At 60.2% G+C, this 14521-nt stretch carries 17 protein-coding genes; 11 read left to right on the top strand and 6 right to left on the bottom strand.

Features of this window, described 5'->3' with window-relative positions; translation table 11 throughout:
• The first annotated feature begins 108 nt into the window (after positions 1-108).
• A complete protein-coding gene (locus AB9N64_RS09695; RefSeq protein WP_014719420.1) occupies positions 109-675 on the top strand; it encodes a TetR/AcrR family transcriptional regulator in 567 nt (188 codons plus the stop codon).
• 16 nt (positions 676-691) lie between these two features.
• Here the strand turns inward: AB9N64_RS09695 and AB9N64_RS09690 are convergent, their stop codons facing one another.
• Positions 692-1984, bottom strand: coding sequence for a mechanosensitive ion channel family protein (locus AB9N64_RS09690; RefSeq protein ID WP_014719419.1), 1293 nt, complete (start codon positions 1982-1984; stop codon positions 692-694).
• A gap of 191 nt (positions 1985-2175) precedes the next feature.
• Between AB9N64_RS09690 and AB9N64_RS09685 the strand changes: the two genes are divergently transcribed.
• On the top strand, positions 2176-3522 hold the full coding sequence (locus AB9N64_RS09685) for a DEAD/DEAH box helicase (RefSeq protein ID WP_014719418.1): 1347 nt from the start codon (positions 2176-2178) through the stop codon (positions 3520-3522).
• Positions 3523-3586: 64 nt separating this feature from the next.
• Here the strand turns inward: AB9N64_RS09685 and AB9N64_RS09680 are convergent, their stop codons facing one another.
• Positions 3587-3856: a hypothetical protein gene (locus AB9N64_RS09680; protein ID WP_014719417.1), complete on the bottom strand. Its 270-nt coding sequence runs from the start codon at positions 3854-3856 to the stop codon at positions 3587-3589.
• A gap of 153 nt (positions 3857-4009) precedes the next feature.
• Here AB9N64_RS09680 and AB9N64_RS09675 point away from each other — a divergent pair, with 153 nt between their 5' ends.
• The 5 genes from AB9N64_RS09675 to copD all read left to right on the top strand — a co-directional run bounded on the left by AB9N64_RS09675 (position 4010) and on the right by copD (position 8394).
• Positions 4010-4399, top strand: a complete 390-nt coding sequence (locus tag AB9N64_RS09675; RefSeq protein WP_014719416.1) for a hypothetical protein — start codon at positions 4010-4012, stop codon at positions 4397-4399.
• A 127-nt stretch (positions 4400-4526) separates the two neighbouring features.
• Positions 4527-6242 carry a copper resistance system multicopper oxidase gene (locus AB9N64_RS09670; protein WP_371360217.1) on the top strand — a complete coding sequence of 572 codons (1716 nt, stop codon included), beginning with the start codon at positions 4527-4529 and terminating at the stop codon, positions 6240-6242.
• A gap of 10 nt (positions 6243-6252) precedes the next feature.
• Positions 6253-7080, top strand: a complete 828-nt coding sequence (locus AB9N64_RS09665; protein ID WP_014719414.1) for a copper resistance protein B — start codon at positions 6253-6255, stop codon at positions 7078-7080.
• Between the two features lie 49 nt (positions 7081-7129).
• On the top strand, positions 7130-7516 hold the full coding sequence (copC, locus tag AB9N64_RS09660) for a copper homeostasis periplasmic binding protein CopC (protein WP_003193103.1): 387 nt from the start codon (positions 7130-7132) through the stop codon (positions 7514-7516).
• On the top strand, positions 7513-8394 hold the full coding sequence (gene copD / locus AB9N64_RS09655) for a copper homeostasis membrane protein CopD (protein WP_003193101.1): 882 nt from the start codon (positions 7513-7515) through the stop codon (positions 8392-8394). The genes copC and copD overlap by 4 nt, the downstream gene beginning before the upstream one ends.
• Here the strand turns inward: copD and AB9N64_RS09650 are convergent.
• The 3 genes from AB9N64_RS09650 to AB9N64_RS09640 form a co-directional block, all read right to left on the bottom strand.
• The gene (locus AB9N64_RS09650) at positions 8391-9257 is read right to left on the bottom strand and encodes a DUF6279 family lipoprotein (protein WP_014719413.1); all 867 of its coding nucleotides are present in this window, start codon (positions 9255-9257) and stop codon (positions 8391-8393) included. The genes copD and AB9N64_RS09650 overlap by 4 nt on opposite strands.
• 66 nt (positions 9258-9323) lie before the next feature.
• Positions 9324-10046, bottom strand: coding sequence for a TorF family putative porin (locus AB9N64_RS09645; protein ID WP_019820453.1), 723 nt, complete (start codon positions 10044-10046; stop codon positions 9324-9326).
• 212 nt (positions 10047-10258) lie between these two features.
• Entirely contained in the window at positions 10259-10438 is a 180-nt protein-coding gene (locus AB9N64_RS09640; RefSeq protein WP_003193095.1) for a hypothetical protein, read from the bottom strand.
• Between the two features lie 323 nt (positions 10439-10761).
• Here AB9N64_RS09640 and AB9N64_RS09635 point away from each other — a divergent pair, with 323 nt between their 5' ends.
• Both AB9N64_RS09635 and AB9N64_RS09630 read left to right on the top strand, forming a co-directional pair.
• On the top strand, positions 10762-11598 hold the full coding sequence (locus AB9N64_RS09635; protein ID WP_019820451.1) for a S1 RNA-binding domain-containing protein: 837 nt from the start codon (positions 10762-10764) through the stop codon (positions 11596-11598).
• 111 nt (positions 11599-11709) lie between these two features.
• Positions 11710-12108 (top strand): DUF2177 family protein, encoded by a 399-nt coding sequence (locus AB9N64_RS09630; protein ID WP_058410744.1) that lies wholly within the window; start codon positions 11710-11712, stop codon positions 12106-12108.
• Here AB9N64_RS09630 and AB9N64_RS09625 read toward each other — a convergent pair.
• Positions 12052-13230, bottom strand: coding sequence for an MFS transporter (locus AB9N64_RS09625; RefSeq protein WP_019820447.1), 1179 nt, complete (start codon positions 13228-13230; stop codon positions 12052-12054). The genes AB9N64_RS09630 and AB9N64_RS09625 overlap by 57 nt on opposite strands.
• 104 nt (positions 13231-13334) lie before the next feature.
• On the opposite strand from AB9N64_RS09625, the gene AB9N64_RS09620 reads away from it, so the two are divergent.
• Positions 13335-14228 (top strand): LysR family transcriptional regulator, encoded by an 894-nt coding sequence (locus tag AB9N64_RS09620; protein ID WP_032903115.1) that lies wholly within the window; start codon positions 13335-13337, stop codon positions 14226-14228.
• Between the two features lie 142 nt (positions 14229-14370).
• Positions 14371-14493, top strand: coding sequence for a PA1414 family protein (locus AB9N64_RS09615; RefSeq protein WP_003193089.1), 123 nt, complete (start codon positions 14371-14373; stop codon positions 14491-14493).
• Positions 14494-14521: the final 28 nt, after the last annotated feature.

The following is a 14521-nucleotide window of genomic DNA, read 5'->3' as shown; positions in this document are numbered from 1 at the left end:
GTGCGAGGAGGTTTTATGATGTCGATCATAATCAAAGCTGTCAACGGTTTTGATTATGATCGACATCATAGTAATATGCCTATCTCGCACGCTGTCAGGACCACAGACATGAAGATCACCAAGGCGCAGTCACAGAGCAATCGGGCCCATATCGTCGCGACAGCTTCCGAGTTGTTTCGCGAGCGGGGTTTCGATGGGGTGGGCGTGGCCGAGTTGATGGCTGCGGCCGGTTTTACCCAAGGCGGCTTTTACAAGCACTTCGGTTCCAAGGCGGACTTGATGGCGGAAGCAGCCGCTAACAGCCTGGCGCAGTCACTGGCCGACAGCGCGGAGAGGGAGGTGGAGCAGTTTTTCGAGGTTTACCTGTCCAGGCAGCACCGCGACCATCGCGGCGGCGGATGCACATTGGCGGCGTTGTGTGCCGATGCCGCCCGTCAGTCGGACACGCTGAAGGCGACCTTTGCCGAGGGTTTGGAAAATACCCTGCAGGCCCTGGAGGCAAAGTACAACGCGGCTCATGACGGGCCAAAAGAAGACGTGCGGGCGAAAATGCTCGACAGCATGGCCCATGCCATCGGCGCAATCATGTTGTCGCGGGCGTGCCCGGATGATTCCGCCCTGGCCGATGAAGTGCTTGAGGTGTGCCGCAAGGAGATTACGGCATCACTGCCGTAATCCCGCGTGCATCACCTCATGCCGTTTCGGCCACGGGTACCTGAGTGGCCCCGGCCAATGCAGGCAGCACGCCGGCCCGCAGGTCGTTGCCGCTCGGCTGTTGATACAGGCTCAGCCCGAACTCCGGCAACACTGCCAATAGATAATCGAAGATATCGCCCTGGATCCGCTCGTAATCGCCCCACGCCGTGGTGCGGGTAAAGCAGTAGATCTCCAGCGGCACGCCCTGGGCGGTGGTTTGCATCTGGCGCACCATGCAGGTCATGTTCGGCTGGATGTCCGGGTGGCTTTGCAGGTACGCCAGGGCGTAGGCGCGGAAGGTGCCGAGGTTGGTCATGCGCCGACGGTTGGCCGACAGTTGCGCGCTGTGGCCCTGGGCCTCGTTCCAGGCCTTGAGTTCGGCCTGTTTGCGGCTGATGTAGCCGCTGAGCAAGTGCACCTGGGTCATGCGCACTTCTTCCTCATCGTTCAGGAAGCGTACGCCGCTGGCGTCGATGTACAGGCTGCGCTTGATACGGCGCCCACCGGAGGCCTGCATGCCACGCCAGTTCTTGAACGACTCGGACATCAGGCGCCAGGTGGGGATGGAGACGATGGTCTTGTCGAAGTTCTGCACCTTCACCGTGTGCAGCGTGATATCCACCACATCGCCATCGGCCCCGACCTGGGGCATTTCGATCCAGTCACCGACGCGCAGCATGTCGTTGCTGGTCAATTGCACACTGGCGACGAACGACAGCAGGGTGTCCTTGTACACCAACAGAATCACCGCCGACATCGCACCCAGGCCTGAGAGCAGCAACAGTGGCGAGCGGTCGATCAGGGTGGCGACGATGATGATCGCGCCGAACACGAACAGCACCATTTTCGCCAATTGCACATAGCCCTTGATCGAGCGGGTGCGTGCGTGTTCGGTGCGTGCGTAGATATCCAGCAGCGCGTTGAGCAGGGCACTCATGGCCAAAACCATGAACAGAATGCTGATCGCCAGGGCGACGTTGCCGATGAACAGGATGGCGGTCTTGCTCAGGTCCGGCACCAGGTACAGACCGAACTGGACCACCAGCGACGGCGTCATTTGCGCCAGGCGATGGAAGACTTTGTTATGCCGCAGGTCGTTCAGCCAGTGCAGGGCCGGCTGCCGGCCGAGCAATTTGACCGCGTGCAGGATGAGGTAACGGGCGACCCGTCCCACCACCAATGCCACCACCAGCAACACCAGCAAGCCGAGGCTGGAATGCAGGACCGGGTGTTCATCTAGGGCGCCCCAAAGGTCTTGGACGTTGAGCCAGAGCTGTTTGATATCCATGCGTGAACCGATTCTTCTGTAAGACAACACGGGGCGATTAGAGCATTTAAGTGCAACAAAGTTGACGCTCTGGACAAAATCGCTGACAAAAAAGCAGCTGATTAGCCCCGTTCGCGTAAAGAAACTCGGTTTGGGCGCCCGAAACCGGTAACCTATGCAGCTGATATTTGTATTTCTTCGAGGTAGCACCCGTGTTTTCCCAATTCGCCCTGCACGAACGCCTGCTTAAAGCCGTGGCCGAGCTTAAATTTGTCGAGCCTACGCCTGTGCAAGCAGCGGCCATCCCGCTCGCGCTGCAAGGGCGTGACCTGCGGGTGACGGCGCAAACCGGCAGCGGCAAGACCGCCGCTTTCGTCCTGCCGGTACTTAACCGCCTGATCGGCCCGGCCAAGGTGCGCGTCAGCATCAAGACCCTGATCCTGCTGCCGACCCGCGAGCTGGCCCAGCAAACCCTGAAGGAAGTCGAACGCTTTTCGCAGTTCACCTTCATCAAGTCCGGCATCATCACCGGTGGCGAAGACTTCAAGGTCCAGGCCGCGATGCTGCGCAAGGTGCCGGACATCCTGATCGGCACCCCAGGGCGCATGATCGAGCAACTCAACGCTGGCAACCTTGATCTCAAGGAAGTCGAAGTGCTGGTGCTCGACGAAGCCGACCGCATGCTCGACATGGGCTTTGCCGATGATGTGCAACGTCTGGTCGGCGAGTGCGTCAACCGCCAGCAGACCATGCTGTTCTCCGCCACCACCGGTGGTTCGACCCTGCGCGACATGGTCGCCAAGGTGCTGAACAACCCTGAGCACTTGCAGGTCAACAACGTCAGCGACCTGAACGCCACCACGCGTCAGCAGATCGTTACCGCTGACCATAACGTGCATAAAGAACAGATCCTGAACTGGTTGCTGGCCAACGAGACCTACCAGAAGGCCATCGTGTTCACCAACACCCGTGCCGCCGCCGACCGTATCTACGGGCGCCTGGTTGCGCAGGAATACAAGGCGTTCGTGCTGCACGGCGAGAAAGACCAGAAGGACCGCAAGCTGGCCATCGACCGTCTCAAGGCGGGCGGCGTGAAGATCCTGGTGGCCACCGACGTTGCCGCGCGCGGCCTCGACGTGGACGGCCTGGACCTGGTGATCAACTTCGACATGCCCCGCAGCGGCGACGAATACGTGCACCGCATCGGCCGTACCGGACGGGCCGGCAACGATGGCCTGGCCATCTCGCTGATCTGCCACGGCGACTGGAACCTGATGTCGAGCATCGAACGCTACCTGAAGCAGTCGTTCGAGCGCCGCACCATCAAGGAAGTCAAAGGCACGTACACCGGGCCGAAGAAGGTCAAGGCGTCGGGCAAGGCCGTTGGCGTGAAGAAGAAAAAGACCGACGCCAAGGGCGACAAGAAAAAAACCGCCGCCAAGTCACCGACCAAGCGCAAGATCGCCAACCGGCCGAAGACCGACAACCTGTCGCTCGTCAGCAAGGACGGCATGGCCCCGCTCAAGCGCCGCAAGCCAGAAGCTCCGGCTGCCGAATAAGCAGGCGGGCCTAAAAAAACCGGACGATGTCCGGTTTTTTTTCGCCATCAGCGTCGCGCTGTGCTCAACGCTTCCCCGCAGCTTCTCTGAGCTCCTTGAGCCGCGCATCGATCAACTGGCACTTGTCGGGAAACTCGGCGCTTTCGGTATCCAGGTCCATCTTCTGTAACTGGTCATTCATCTCCTTGGCCTTGGTCGGGTTCTGCTCGGTGAGCTTGGTCACTTCCTTGGCCAGTTCCTCCCGCTTGGTCGTGGCCTCCTCGGGCGTGCAGCCCCAGGCGGGCAGGGCGCTTATCAGCGTGGCGGCGAGAGTCAGCTTCATCAAGGTTTTCATGGTCGGACTTCCTTGGCAGTGATGTGCAGTTGAGGTGGCAAACCTCTGCAAAGTTCAGAGAAATGACGCCCGTCCGTTTGGTTGAACGGCCCGTGCCGGAACGTGTCACTCCCTAAGACGGGCTAACTCCATCGGCCTGCAGGAGGAATCAGGATGACGACTTACAATTGGGATCTGATCGAACGTCTGCTGCATGAAGTGCAGAACGGCGAGGGCAGCTTTGCCCCGCGCAAATACGCCGAACAGGAAGCGGCCGAGAAGGCGACGGCCGGCGAGGACACTGGCAACCTGGACGCGCTGAAGAAGACCGCTGCCGACTACGAGGCGCTGCTGTTCAAGCGTGGCTTTATTGAGTCGCGGCCTGAGGAAGAGGGCGGCAATGGCGAGAACTTCATCCTGACGGCGCTGGGGGCGCAATTGCTGGCGCTGATCGACAGTTCGATTCCGGGCAATGATCATCCGCGTCAGGTGTTGGATGAACAAGCGGATGCGCTTGATCCGGCAACGTTCGCGGAAGTGGCCTCAAAAGCCCAGATCGCCTGATCCTCTTATGCCCCCGGCGCCCCTGAGGGTGCCGGGTGAACCTGTCGAATCGGTAATCTGCCGCTAAGGTTGCTGACAGCCGGCGACTCCTAATCTGCTGCCATTCAACTCACGGACTTGAATCGGCATGCACTCCACAACCTCCAGACGCACATTCGTCAAAGGCCTGGCCGCAGGCGGCCTGTTGGGCGGGCTCGGGCTTTGGCGCCCCCCTGTGTGGGCACTGATCAGCCCCGGCCAGCCCACGGTGCTCGCCGGCAGCGAGTTTGACCTGTTTATTGACCAGACCCCGGTCAACCTGACAGGCCAACCGCGCACCGCGTTGACCGTCAACGGCAGCCTGCCCGGCCCGCTCTTACGCTGGCGGGAGGGCGACACCGTGACCCTGCGCGTGAAAAACCGCCTTGGCGAGCCCACTTCGATCCACTGGCACGGCATCCTGTTGCCATCGACCATGGACGGCGTGCCCGGCCTGAGCTTCAAGGGCATCGAACCGGGCGGCCTTTACGTTTACCAGTTCAAGGTCAAGCAGCACGGCACCTACTGGTACCACAGCCATTCCGGGCTTCAGGAGCAGCAGGGCGTGTACGGTCCGCTGGTTATCGATCCCAAGGAACCCGAGCCTTATAGCTACCAGCGCGATTACGTGGTGATGCTGTCGGACTGGACCGACGAAGACCCCGTCGCCCTGATGAAAACCCTCAAGAAGCAGTCCGATTACTACAACCTGCACAAACCCACCCTGGGCGATTTTATCCGGGATGTGGGCAAGCAGGGCTGGTCGGCCACGGCTGCCGACCGGCTGATGTGGGCGCAAATGAAGATGAACCCCACCGACCTTGCGGACGTCAGCGGCGAGACCTACACCTACTTGCTCAACGGCCAGCCGCCTGGACAGAACTGGACCGGAATGTTCAAGGCGGGGGAAACGATTCGCCTGCGTTTTATCAATGGCTCGGCGATGACCTATTTTGATGTGCGCATTCCAGGGTTGAAAATGACCGTCATCGCCGCGGATGGTCAGCCGGTAAAGCCGGTAAGTGTCGACGAGTTCCGTATCGCCGTGGCGGAAACCTACGACGTGCTGGTCGAGCCTGTGGCAGAGGCTTACACCCTGTTTGCTCAGTCCATGGACCGCACAGGCTATGCCCGTGGCACCCTCGCCCGGCAGATGGGAGCGACCGCCTCAGTTCCACTGCTTGATCCGCGCCCGTGGCTGACCATGGAGGACATGGGCATGGGCGGCATGGACCACGGTGCCATGGCCGATATGCCGGGCATGGAAGGCATGGATCACAGTGCCATGGGCGCGATGGCCATGCAGAAACACCCCGCCAGCGAGCAGAACAACGCGCTGGTAGACATGCAGGCGATGAACCCGGTGCCCAAGCTGGACGACCCTGGAATCGGCCTGCGCCACAATGGCCGCCGGGTGCTCACCTATGCCGACCTGCGCAGTACCTTCGAAGACCCCGATGGCCGCGACCCCTCCCGCACCGTCGAATTGCATCTCACCGGGCATATGGAAAAGTTCGCCTGGTCGTTCAATGGCGTGAAGTTTTCCGATGCCGAGCCCTTGCAACTGACTTATGGCGAGCGCGTGCGGGTGGTGCTGGTCAACGACACCATGATGGCCCACCCGATTCACCTGCATGGCTTATGGAGCGACCTGGAGGACGAAAACGGCCAGTTCCTGGTGCGCAAACACACCATCGACATGCCACCGGGCTCCCGTCGCAGTTACCGCGTCACCGCCGATGCCTTGGGGCGCTGGGCCTATCACTGCCACCTGCTGTACCACATGGAAATGGGCATGTTCCGCGAGGTGCGCGTGCATGAATAAGGAAGCGAGCATGAACCGTTGCGTCTCGTCCCTTTGCATCGCTTTCGCCACGCTGGGGTTCGCCCCATGGGCGTTGGCGGCCGAGGATGAACTTCAGGGCATGAGCCCGGCGACGCCAGCGCTGGCGCAAAGCCGTACGCCGATTCCGGCGCTGACCGACGCAGACCGTGCAGCGGTCTACAACGCGCCGGGAGGGCATCAGGTGCACGACAGCGGCGTCAACTCGATGCTACTGGTCAACCAGTTGGAATGGCAGGGTGGCGACGGCAACGCGCAGACTTGGGACATCAAGGGTTGGGTCGGCGGTGACATCGACCGGTTGTGGCTACGCAGTGAAGGCGAACGCAGCGCCGGCCGCACTGAAAGCGCCGAAGCCCAAGCGTTATGGGGGCACGCAATCAGCCCGTGGTGGGATGTGGTCGGCGGCGTGCGCCAGGACTTCAAGCCCGGTGCCAGCCAGAGCTGGGCGGCCTTTGGCCTACAAGGCATGGCGCTCTACAACTTCGAGGCCGAAGCCACGTTGTTTGTCGGCGAATCGGGGCATACCGCCGCACGCCTTGAGGGTGACTACGACATTCTGCTCACCAATCGCCTGATCCTGCAGCCGACCGCCGAACTCAACTTCTATGCGCAGAACGATCCGCAACGCGGCGTTGGTTCGGGCTTGGCGGAAAGTGAACTGGGCCTGCGCTTGCGCTACGAAGTTCGCCGCGAGTTTGCGCCTTATGTCGGTCTCAGCTGGAACCGCACTTATGGCCAGACCGCGCAATACGCACGGGACGAAGACGAAGACATCAATCAACTGCGCTGGGTCGTCGGCGTGCGCTTGTGGTTCTGACGGGTTTCCCTTTTTATTATTCGCCGCCTGGCGCGGCCTGGAGTCTTGCATGTCTATGTTGAAAACCACGCTGCTGGGTGCTGCGCTGTGGGTAGGTTTAAGTCTTAGCCTGCCCGCTTCGGCCCACCCCAAGCTGCTGTCATCCATTCCGGCGGCAGGCGCACAGGGCGCCGCTCCCGCAGTGATTGAATTGCATTTCTCAGAAAACCTGCTGACCCAGTTTTCCGGGGCCAAGTTGATCATGACCGACATGCCGGGCATGCCCAATTCGCCGATGCCGGTGAAGGCCAGCGTGTCGGCGAGCAGCGACCCCAAGGTGATGTTGATCAAGCCGGTCTCCGCACTTACCACCGGCAGCTATCGGGTGGATTGGCGTGCCGTGTCGTCCGATACACATCCGATCACCGGTAATGTGGTGTTCAGCGTGCAGCCATGAGTGAGCTGATCTCCATCGCATTGCGCTTCGCGCTCTATCTCGACCTGATGATGCTATTTGGATTGGGACTGTTCGGCCTTTATGGTCTGCACGCTGAGCAACGTAGATGGCTCAATCTAAGGGCATGGATGGGATTGACGGGCGGCTTGGGGCTGGCGTTTTCGGTGGCGTCGCTATTGGTCATGACCCAATCCATGAGCGGCGCCACTGATTGGCAGGCGCTATGGCCGCATGTGCAGATGATGCTGTGGCAGACCGACTTGGGGCTGACGTGGTGGGTGCGTATCGCGGCGCTGGTCCTGGCGGCACTGAGCACTCATCTGGCGCTGGCCACGCTGTCGGCTGGCGTGGCGTTGGCCACCCTGGTGTGGACAGGGCACGGCGTAATGCACGAAGGCGTGCAAGGTGTGTGGCATATCGTCAGCGACAGTGCACACCTGTTGGCAGCGGCGGGTTGGGTGGGGGCGTTGGCGGCATTCGGTTTGTTGTTGATGCCTGCGCCGTTGCCACAGGATGATCGAGTGCAGGTTCTGGCCAGCGCATTGGCAGGCTTTGAGCGCATTGGCGCGGGATTTGTCTTGGTGCTGATCGGCACTGGCGTTGCCAATTATCTGTTTGTTGTCGGGCCGAATCTGGGGGGCATCAACGGCGGAGTCTACGCGGTGCTGCTATGCCTGAAGCTGGGGTTGTTCGGCGTGATGCTGGCCTTGGCGGCGCTCAATCGCTTTCACCTGACGCCGCTTCTGCAACAATCTATCGCGGCGGGCGATTATAACGTGGCGATCCGTGCGTTACGGCGCAGCATGGCCCTGGAGTTTGGCGCTGTGGTGCTCATCCTTGGCCTGGTGGCCTGGCTGGGCACCTTGGCGCCTGACTAAGACTGTGCGCTTTTCAGGCATTTAAGCGTCTGGAAGTCGCTGCGGACCTTGTCGATTTTCTGGGTGAGTTTCACACGCTGCGCTGGGGAGCTTTGGGCCATCACGTCCACGAGCAAGCCGCGCGCGGCGGCTTCGGTCTGTGCGTAGGCGGCGCGGTATTGCGGGGTCCACAGGCTTTCGCGATCCACCAGCAGTTGCTGGATTTTCTGCGGGAAATCGGCATTGTGGCGTTGTTGCAGCGCCTCGATAAATTGCGCCTGCCAATGGGCGCGGTTGCCGATCCACGCTTGGTTTTGCGCGCCCAACTCGGCCGACCAGGCCGTGACGCGGTTTTGCTGGCCTGGGCTCAACGGGCCGATCCAGGCGTCCAGGCGCTTGCTCATACGCTCGGCGCGTTCCTTGATTTGTTGAGCCAGTGGTGGCTTGAGGTATTCGTCCTGGCGCTTGCGCAGGTCCTTGGCCAGAGCATCGCTCATGTCTTTGACCTGCTGATCGTCCAGGCCTTGCAGCAATTGCACAGCTGAGGGCGTGATTTCCCGAGCAATCTCGGCAATTGCCTGTTTGGCTTCGACAGTACGGGTTTGCAATGCGGCGTCGGTGACCTGGTTACTGTCGACCATCTGCTGCAGGCGGTCGAGCCAGTCCAGGTAGCCAGGCAATTGCGTGGTGCAGTGCCAGGCCAGGTGTTCCTTGAGGGTGTCGTTGAACCAGCTCTTTTGCCCGGCATTCATGTCCAGGTAGTCGTTGAGGGTCCAGGGGATGATCACGTCGAGGTTACGGTAGGCCAGGCCCACGCGATTGCAGCCGGCGAGCACCAGGCTCAGGGTCAGCAGTACCATCAGGAGTTTGAGCCGGCGCAACATGGGCAGGTCCTTGCATGGAGGGCGTTAATGCATGTGAACCTGCGCGGGGTGCGACAGTTCAGCCCATCAGTAAAACGACCGCGCGGCCTTCAAGGTCAACAGCCCATCACATTGCGAGTTGTGTCCGGAGTAGGCCGAGCAGTCACTGCCGCTGAGGCTGGAGCCGCTGTAGATCAGGTCCAGGTCAATGCCTTTCCAGGCCCGGGAAAACTGCACCGACCAATCGCTGAAACTGCTGATGGCGCCGTTCTCTACCGAGACCGGTGTGCCCAGTTGATGGGTGGTGTACTTCATGCTGACGCCGATGCCGAAAGGCTGGGTACCGCCCAGGTCGGCAAACAGGGTACTGTCCTGGCGGTCGGGGTCGTTGCTGAAGGACACGCCAAAGCGGTTGCCCAACAGGTTCAGCCCGCCGTAGAACTCCTGGCTGTCGAGGGGGCTGACCTTGGGGTAGCTGTAGTGGATCAAGCCGACTTCGTAGCCCAGGGTCTGGTCGAACGGACGCTTGAAGCCCATGTAGGAGTCGACTTCAAGGTTATTGGCTGACGACAGGCCCATGTTTGGGGAAAACTGGCCGAAATACAGGCCGCTGTCGTGGGTAAGGTCCAGGCCACCGTGGAACGAGTCGCTGCCAGGGGCGGTCGGCTTGACCAGGCCCTGGGCCATGGTGCGGCTGGGGGTGGTGCCTAATTTCAGGTCGAAGTCACCCAGTTCACGCTGGAAGATATGCGCTTGGGCCAAAGGGCTGGCGACCAGGAGGCTGACCACGAAAATACAGCGTTTAAGCATGCTTCACTCCATGAAAAGCGAGGAGCAGTAACGGAAAGATTCAGGCGGATGCCCGTGCTAGACGTGTGCAAGGATACCGGCGAATGCCTGGCGTTGAGGCCCGTTCGTCGATTAGCTGCGTATTGAAGGTGTGAGCAGGGGGTTGCAACTCTAGTCCTAGCGCCTTGAAGGCAAGACGCTTAGGGACCAGATACAGTGTGAGGGTATGACTATTACTTCTTGCCCAGGCTGATCTGCTTGGACGGGCCGAAAGTCTGGCCGCTCACGCCCTTGGCAATTTGCTGGATTTCGCCGCCGGACTTGAGGAACGCAGCAATCTGGCTATTGATCGATTCGCTGGTTTCAACGGCGGGAGCTGGCTTTGCTTTGCTGTTGGATGCTTTTACACGCATGGCGGCCACTAACCTGTAGAAAATTAACTTGGCCAGGCATCGTACAGGAAATACTTGACAATTGCTTGGCAAATATCCCTCAGGATTAATACGCAGCGCTGGAAATAGCCGAAGTTCAACGCCGAAATAAAGCGCTAACTTACTGTTTTAGCTGGAAACCACAGGCCGGGTGGCCCGCTGATGGCCTGCTCAAAGTGAACCGAACGATCAGACGAGTGGGGCGCTGCCATTGGAACGCCATGCCAGCCCGCGATTTTTCAGGCGCGCGCGCGTGCAGGGCCCAACTCGGGTAGAATGCCGCCCACGCAATGAGGGTATTGGAAATGGCTTTAGTCGGGCGCTACAACAGCTTGCAAGTGGTCAAGCACACTAACTTTGGTTTGTACCTCGATGGTGCGCAAGATGGGGAAATCCTCTTGCCTAATCGGTATATCCCTAAAGATATTCCCAGTGAAGATGAAGACTGGCTCAACGTTTTCATTTATCTGGACAGCGATGACAAACTTATCGCCACCACCGAAAAACCCAAAGTTCAAGTCGGTGAATTCGCCAGTTTGAAAGTTGTGGAAGTCAACAGCATTGGCGTATTCCTTGATTGGGGTTTGCCCAAGGATCTGCTGCTGCCGTATTCGGAAGAAAAACGCCAGCTGACCGCAGGTGAGTATTGCGTGGTGCACGTCTACCTCGACAAGCACACCAAGCGCATCACCGCCACCGCTCGCCTTGACCGTTACCTGGACAAGACGCCAGCCAACTACCAGGTGGGCCAGGAAGTCGACCTGCTGGTTGCCGAAGCCACCGACATGGGCTTCAAGGCGATCATCAACAACAAGCACTGGGGCCTGATCCACAAGAACGAAGTGTTCAAGTTCCTGCGTCCGGGCAAGGAAGAGAAGGGTTTCATCAAAGAGATCCGCGCCGATGGCAACATCAGCCTGAGCCTGCAACCGGTGGGCCAGGAAGCGGCCTCCAGCCTGAACTCGAAGATCCTCGCCAAGTTGCGTGACAACAACGGCACCCTGCCGGTCAGCGACAAAAGCGACCCGGCGGTGATCAGCAACTTGTTCGGCGTGAGCAAGGGCAACTTCAAGAAGGCCATTGGTGCGCTCTACAAGCAAGGGCAGATCGTGATTCATGCGGACCGCATTGAACTAAGCTGAGTACAGGCTGCTCTGCTGTAGGAGCGAGCTTGCTCGCGAAAATATTCCAGGCGCAGTGTGGCGTCGGATGTACGTTTTTCGCGAGCAAGCTCGCTCCTACAGGGTTGTGTCATGTCGAAAAGAACGGTTTTTGCCTACCTCGGCACCTTGCTCGCCTTCCTGGTCCTCGACGGCCTCTGGCTTGGCGTGCTCATGGGCTCCACCTATAAATCCCTGCTCGGCACGCTGATGCTTGATCAGCCACGCCTGTTGCCTGCGATATTGTTCTATCTCCTGTATGTCCTCGGTTGCGTGGTGTTGGTGATCTTGCCCAGCGCCAGTTGGCAGCGCGCTGCGCGTTTGGGCGCCTTGCTTGGCTTGGTGGCCTATGGCACCTATGACCTGAGCAACTGGGCCACGCTTCAAGGCTGGTCCGCCGGGTTGGCGCTGATGGACATGGCGTGGGGCACGTGCCTAACCGCCATTTGCTGCACCGCTGGCCACTTGTGTGCAAATCGGCTGCGGCGGTAGAGGGCGGTTGATCAGTACTGAACCGGCTAATAACAACCCGGTACCGGCAGCGACCAACGCCGGTTGCAGGCCGCCACTGAGGTGGCTGCTGACCGACGCCAATAGTGGCCCGCTCAATTGGCCGACGGCGAAGCTGGCGGTCAGCAGCCCCGTGCTGCGTTGGTAGCCATGGGGTGCGACCTCCCTTAATCGCGCCATCACCAACTGCATGCAGGCCAAAAATGGCGCACCGCACAGCAACACGCCCAGCGCCAAGCCCCAGCCATTGCCCAGCAGGCAGGCAAATACCCCGGCCGCTTGCAGCCATAAAGTCGCCATCAGCCAGCGACGGGTGGTGTTCGGGTGCTTGCGGCGCAGGCTGGCCACCCCCACTCCCAGCGCGGCCGCCAGGCCAAAGCAGGGCCAGAACAGATCGGCCTGCCAGGCCCCGTTGAATTGAGCGCTGGCCATCTGCGACAGAAAAGTCGCGGGGATGATGTAGCCCAGGCCGTACAGGAAATAAATCCAGCACAGGTGCGCGATGCTGCCGTTGCTCCCCGCGCTGGAGATCTGGGTAACAGTGACGGCCGGCTTGGGTAAAAACGGCAGGATCGCCAGCAGCATCACCAGCGCTACCGTCCCGTAGAGCAACCACAGCGTGGCAGAGCTTTGCCCTAATAGGTTGGAAACCAACGCCAGCAGCCCCGTCAGCACAATCCCCAACCCCGGCCCGGCAAACACCAACGCACCCAGGCGCGGGCGGCCGGCGGCAGTCGCCAGTGGCTGGCTCAGGCTGGTAATCATCACCAGGGCCCAGGCACTGGCGACCCCGGTGCCAAAGCGCAGCAACAAGTGCGGCCAGAACCCGTTAGCCCAGTAGGACGCCAGGGTCAGCAATACGCACAGCCACAACCCGCCGTAGAGGCGCCCGCGCACATGCTGATGGCTACGGGCAAAGATCGAGTCCACCGCGCCGACGAAATAACCCAGGTAATTGGCGGCAGCGAGCAGGCCGGCGCCGGTCAGGTCGATCTGGCCTTCACTGAGCAAATGCGGCATTTGCGGAGTCAGGGCGAAGCGGCCAATGCCCATGGCCATCATCAGGGCGACGGAGCTGGCGAGTAAACGAATCAGCGGGGACATGTTCAGGTTTCCTGCAAAGAAGCGAATGCCTTGCAGGCTAAGACGGATTGACTTTCTGTAAAATTGAATAATAGTGAGTAACTTGTTCAGTTTTGGAGAAAGTAATGGAGTTCAGTCAATTGCGCATTTTCCAGGCTGTGGCGGAAGAGGGCTCCATTACCCGTGCCGCCGAGCGCCTGCACCGCGTGCCGTCCAACCTGTCGACCCGGCTTAAACAAATGGAAGAGCAATTGGGTGTCGACCTGTTCGTGCGCGAGCGCCAGCGTTTGCAGCTTTCTCCGGCGGGCAAGGTACTGCTGGACTACAGCACTCGCCTGCTGGCGCTGCATGATGAAGCCCACGGCGCCGTACAAGGCGGGCAACCGGCCGGTGATTTCGTATTGGGCAGCATGTACAGCACCGCCGCAGTTCATTTGCCGAAGCTGCTGGCGCGCTATCACAAGACTTACCCCATGGTGAACCTTCAGGTGCAGTCGGCACCCAGTGGGGAGTTGCTGGAAGGGCTGATTACCGGGCGCCTGGACGCAGCCTTCGTCGACGGCCCGCTGACCATCACCACCCTGGATGGCGTACCGCTGTGCGAAGAGCGCCTGGTGCTGATTTGCGAGGCCGATCATCCGCCGGTGCGTGGCCCCCAGGATGTGGCGGGCCGTGCGGTGTTCACGTTCCGGCGCAGTTGCGCCTACCGCACGCGCCTGGAAACCTGGTTTTCCCATGAGCGAGTGGCGATGGGGCGGGCGATCGAGATCGAGTCCTACCAAGGCATGCTCGCTTGCGTGATCGCAGGTTCCGGCGTGGCGTTGATGTCTGAATCCATGCTCGCAAGCCTTCCCGGCAAGGACAGCGTGTCCGTTCATCCGCTGACCGGGCCTTTTGCCACTGCGACCACCTGGCTGATGTGGCGAAAGGGTATGCTCGGCGCTAACCTCAATGCATGGATCGACCTGCAGCAAGACGGCAACCCACTGTGCGTGCAAGACACTCGCGCGATTGCTTGAACGATCCGTCAGGATTCGGATCAATTCAGTAATAGTTCGTTGTGGTTTCCTTCAAGCATTACCTAGGACTTAGGGCTACTATCACTGTAGGAAACGGCGACAGAACTCACGCCGGCCAGCACTACCCTCAAAGGGGGCAATCATGAAAGAGAAAATCCAAAACTGGCTCCACGACCTTGGCGTTGCGTTGGGCTTGATCGAGCCTCCGCTGCAACCGGTGCCGATTCGCACGGATGACGAGCAACGTCGGCCCCGTCGCCGCTAAAAAATGTGGGAGCGGGCTTGCTCGCGAA

The organism is Pseudomonas sp. KT_2_4 (genome assembly GCF_041410225.1).
GTDB lineage: Bacteria > Pseudomonadota > Gammaproteobacteria > Pseudomonadales > Pseudomonadaceae > Aquipseudomonas > Aquipseudomonas paracarnis.
This window is presented reverse-complemented; position numbering and strand designations above follow the sequence as displayed.

Coding starts and splice junctions, on each gene's coding strand:
- AB9N64_RS09680 (WP_014719417.1), bottom strand. CDS start 3,856: ATGAAAACCTTGATGAAGCTGACTCTCGCCGCCACGCTGATAAGCGCC.
- AB9N64_RS09695 (WP_014719420.1), top strand. CDS start 109: ATGAAGATCACCAAGGCGCAGTCACAGAGCAATCGGGCCCATATCGTC.
- copC (WP_003193103.1), top strand. CDS start 7,130: ATGTCTATGTTGAAAACCACGCTGCTGGGTGCTGCGCTGTGGGTAGGT.
- AB9N64_RS09670 (WP_371360217.1), top strand. CDS start 4,527: ATGCACTCCACAACCTCCAGACGCACATTCGTCAAAGGCCTGGCCGCA.
- AB9N64_RS09640 (WP_003193095.1), bottom strand. CDS start 10,438: ATGCGTGTAAAAGCATCCAACAGCAAAGCAAAGCCAGCTCCCGCCGTT.
- AB9N64_RS09625 (WP_019820447.1), bottom strand. CDS start 13,230: ATGTCCCCGCTGATTCGTTTACTCGCCAGCTCCGTCGCCCTGATGATG.
- AB9N64_RS09675 (WP_014719416.1), top strand. CDS start 4,010: ATGACGACTTACAATTGGGATCTGATCGAACGTCTGCTGCATGAAGTG.
- AB9N64_RS09620 (WP_032903115.1), top strand. CDS start 13,335: ATGGAGTTCAGTCAATTGCGCATTTTCCAGGCTGTGGCGGAAGAGGGC.
- AB9N64_RS09635 (WP_019820451.1), top strand. CDS start 10,762: ATGGCTTTAGTCGGGCGCTACAACAGCTTGCAAGTGGTCAAGCACACT.
- AB9N64_RS09650 (WP_014719413.1), bottom strand. CDS start 9,257: ATGTTGCGCCGGCTCAAACTCCTGATGGTACTGCTGACCCTGAGCCTG.
- AB9N64_RS09665 (WP_014719414.1), top strand. CDS start 6,253: ATGAACCGTTGCGTCTCGTCCCTTTGCATCGCTTTCGCCACGCTGGGG.
- AB9N64_RS09630 (WP_058410744.1), top strand. CDS start 11,710: ATGTCGAAAAGAACGGTTTTTGCCTACCTCGGCACCTTGCTCGCCTTC.
- AB9N64_RS09615 (WP_003193089.1), top strand. CDS start 14,371: ATGAAAGAGAAAATCCAAAACTGGCTCCACGACCTTGGCGTTGCGTTG.
- AB9N64_RS09645 (WP_019820453.1), bottom strand. CDS start 10,046: ATGCTTAAACGCTGTATTTTCGTGGTCAGCCTCCTGGTCGCCAGCCCT.
- copD (WP_003193101.1), top strand. CDS start 7,513: ATGAGTGAGCTGATCTCCATCGCATTGCGCTTCGCGCTCTATCTCGAC.
- AB9N64_RS09690 (WP_014719419.1), bottom strand. CDS start 1,984: ATGGATATCAAACAGCTCTGGCTCAACGTCCAAGACCTTTGGGGCGCC.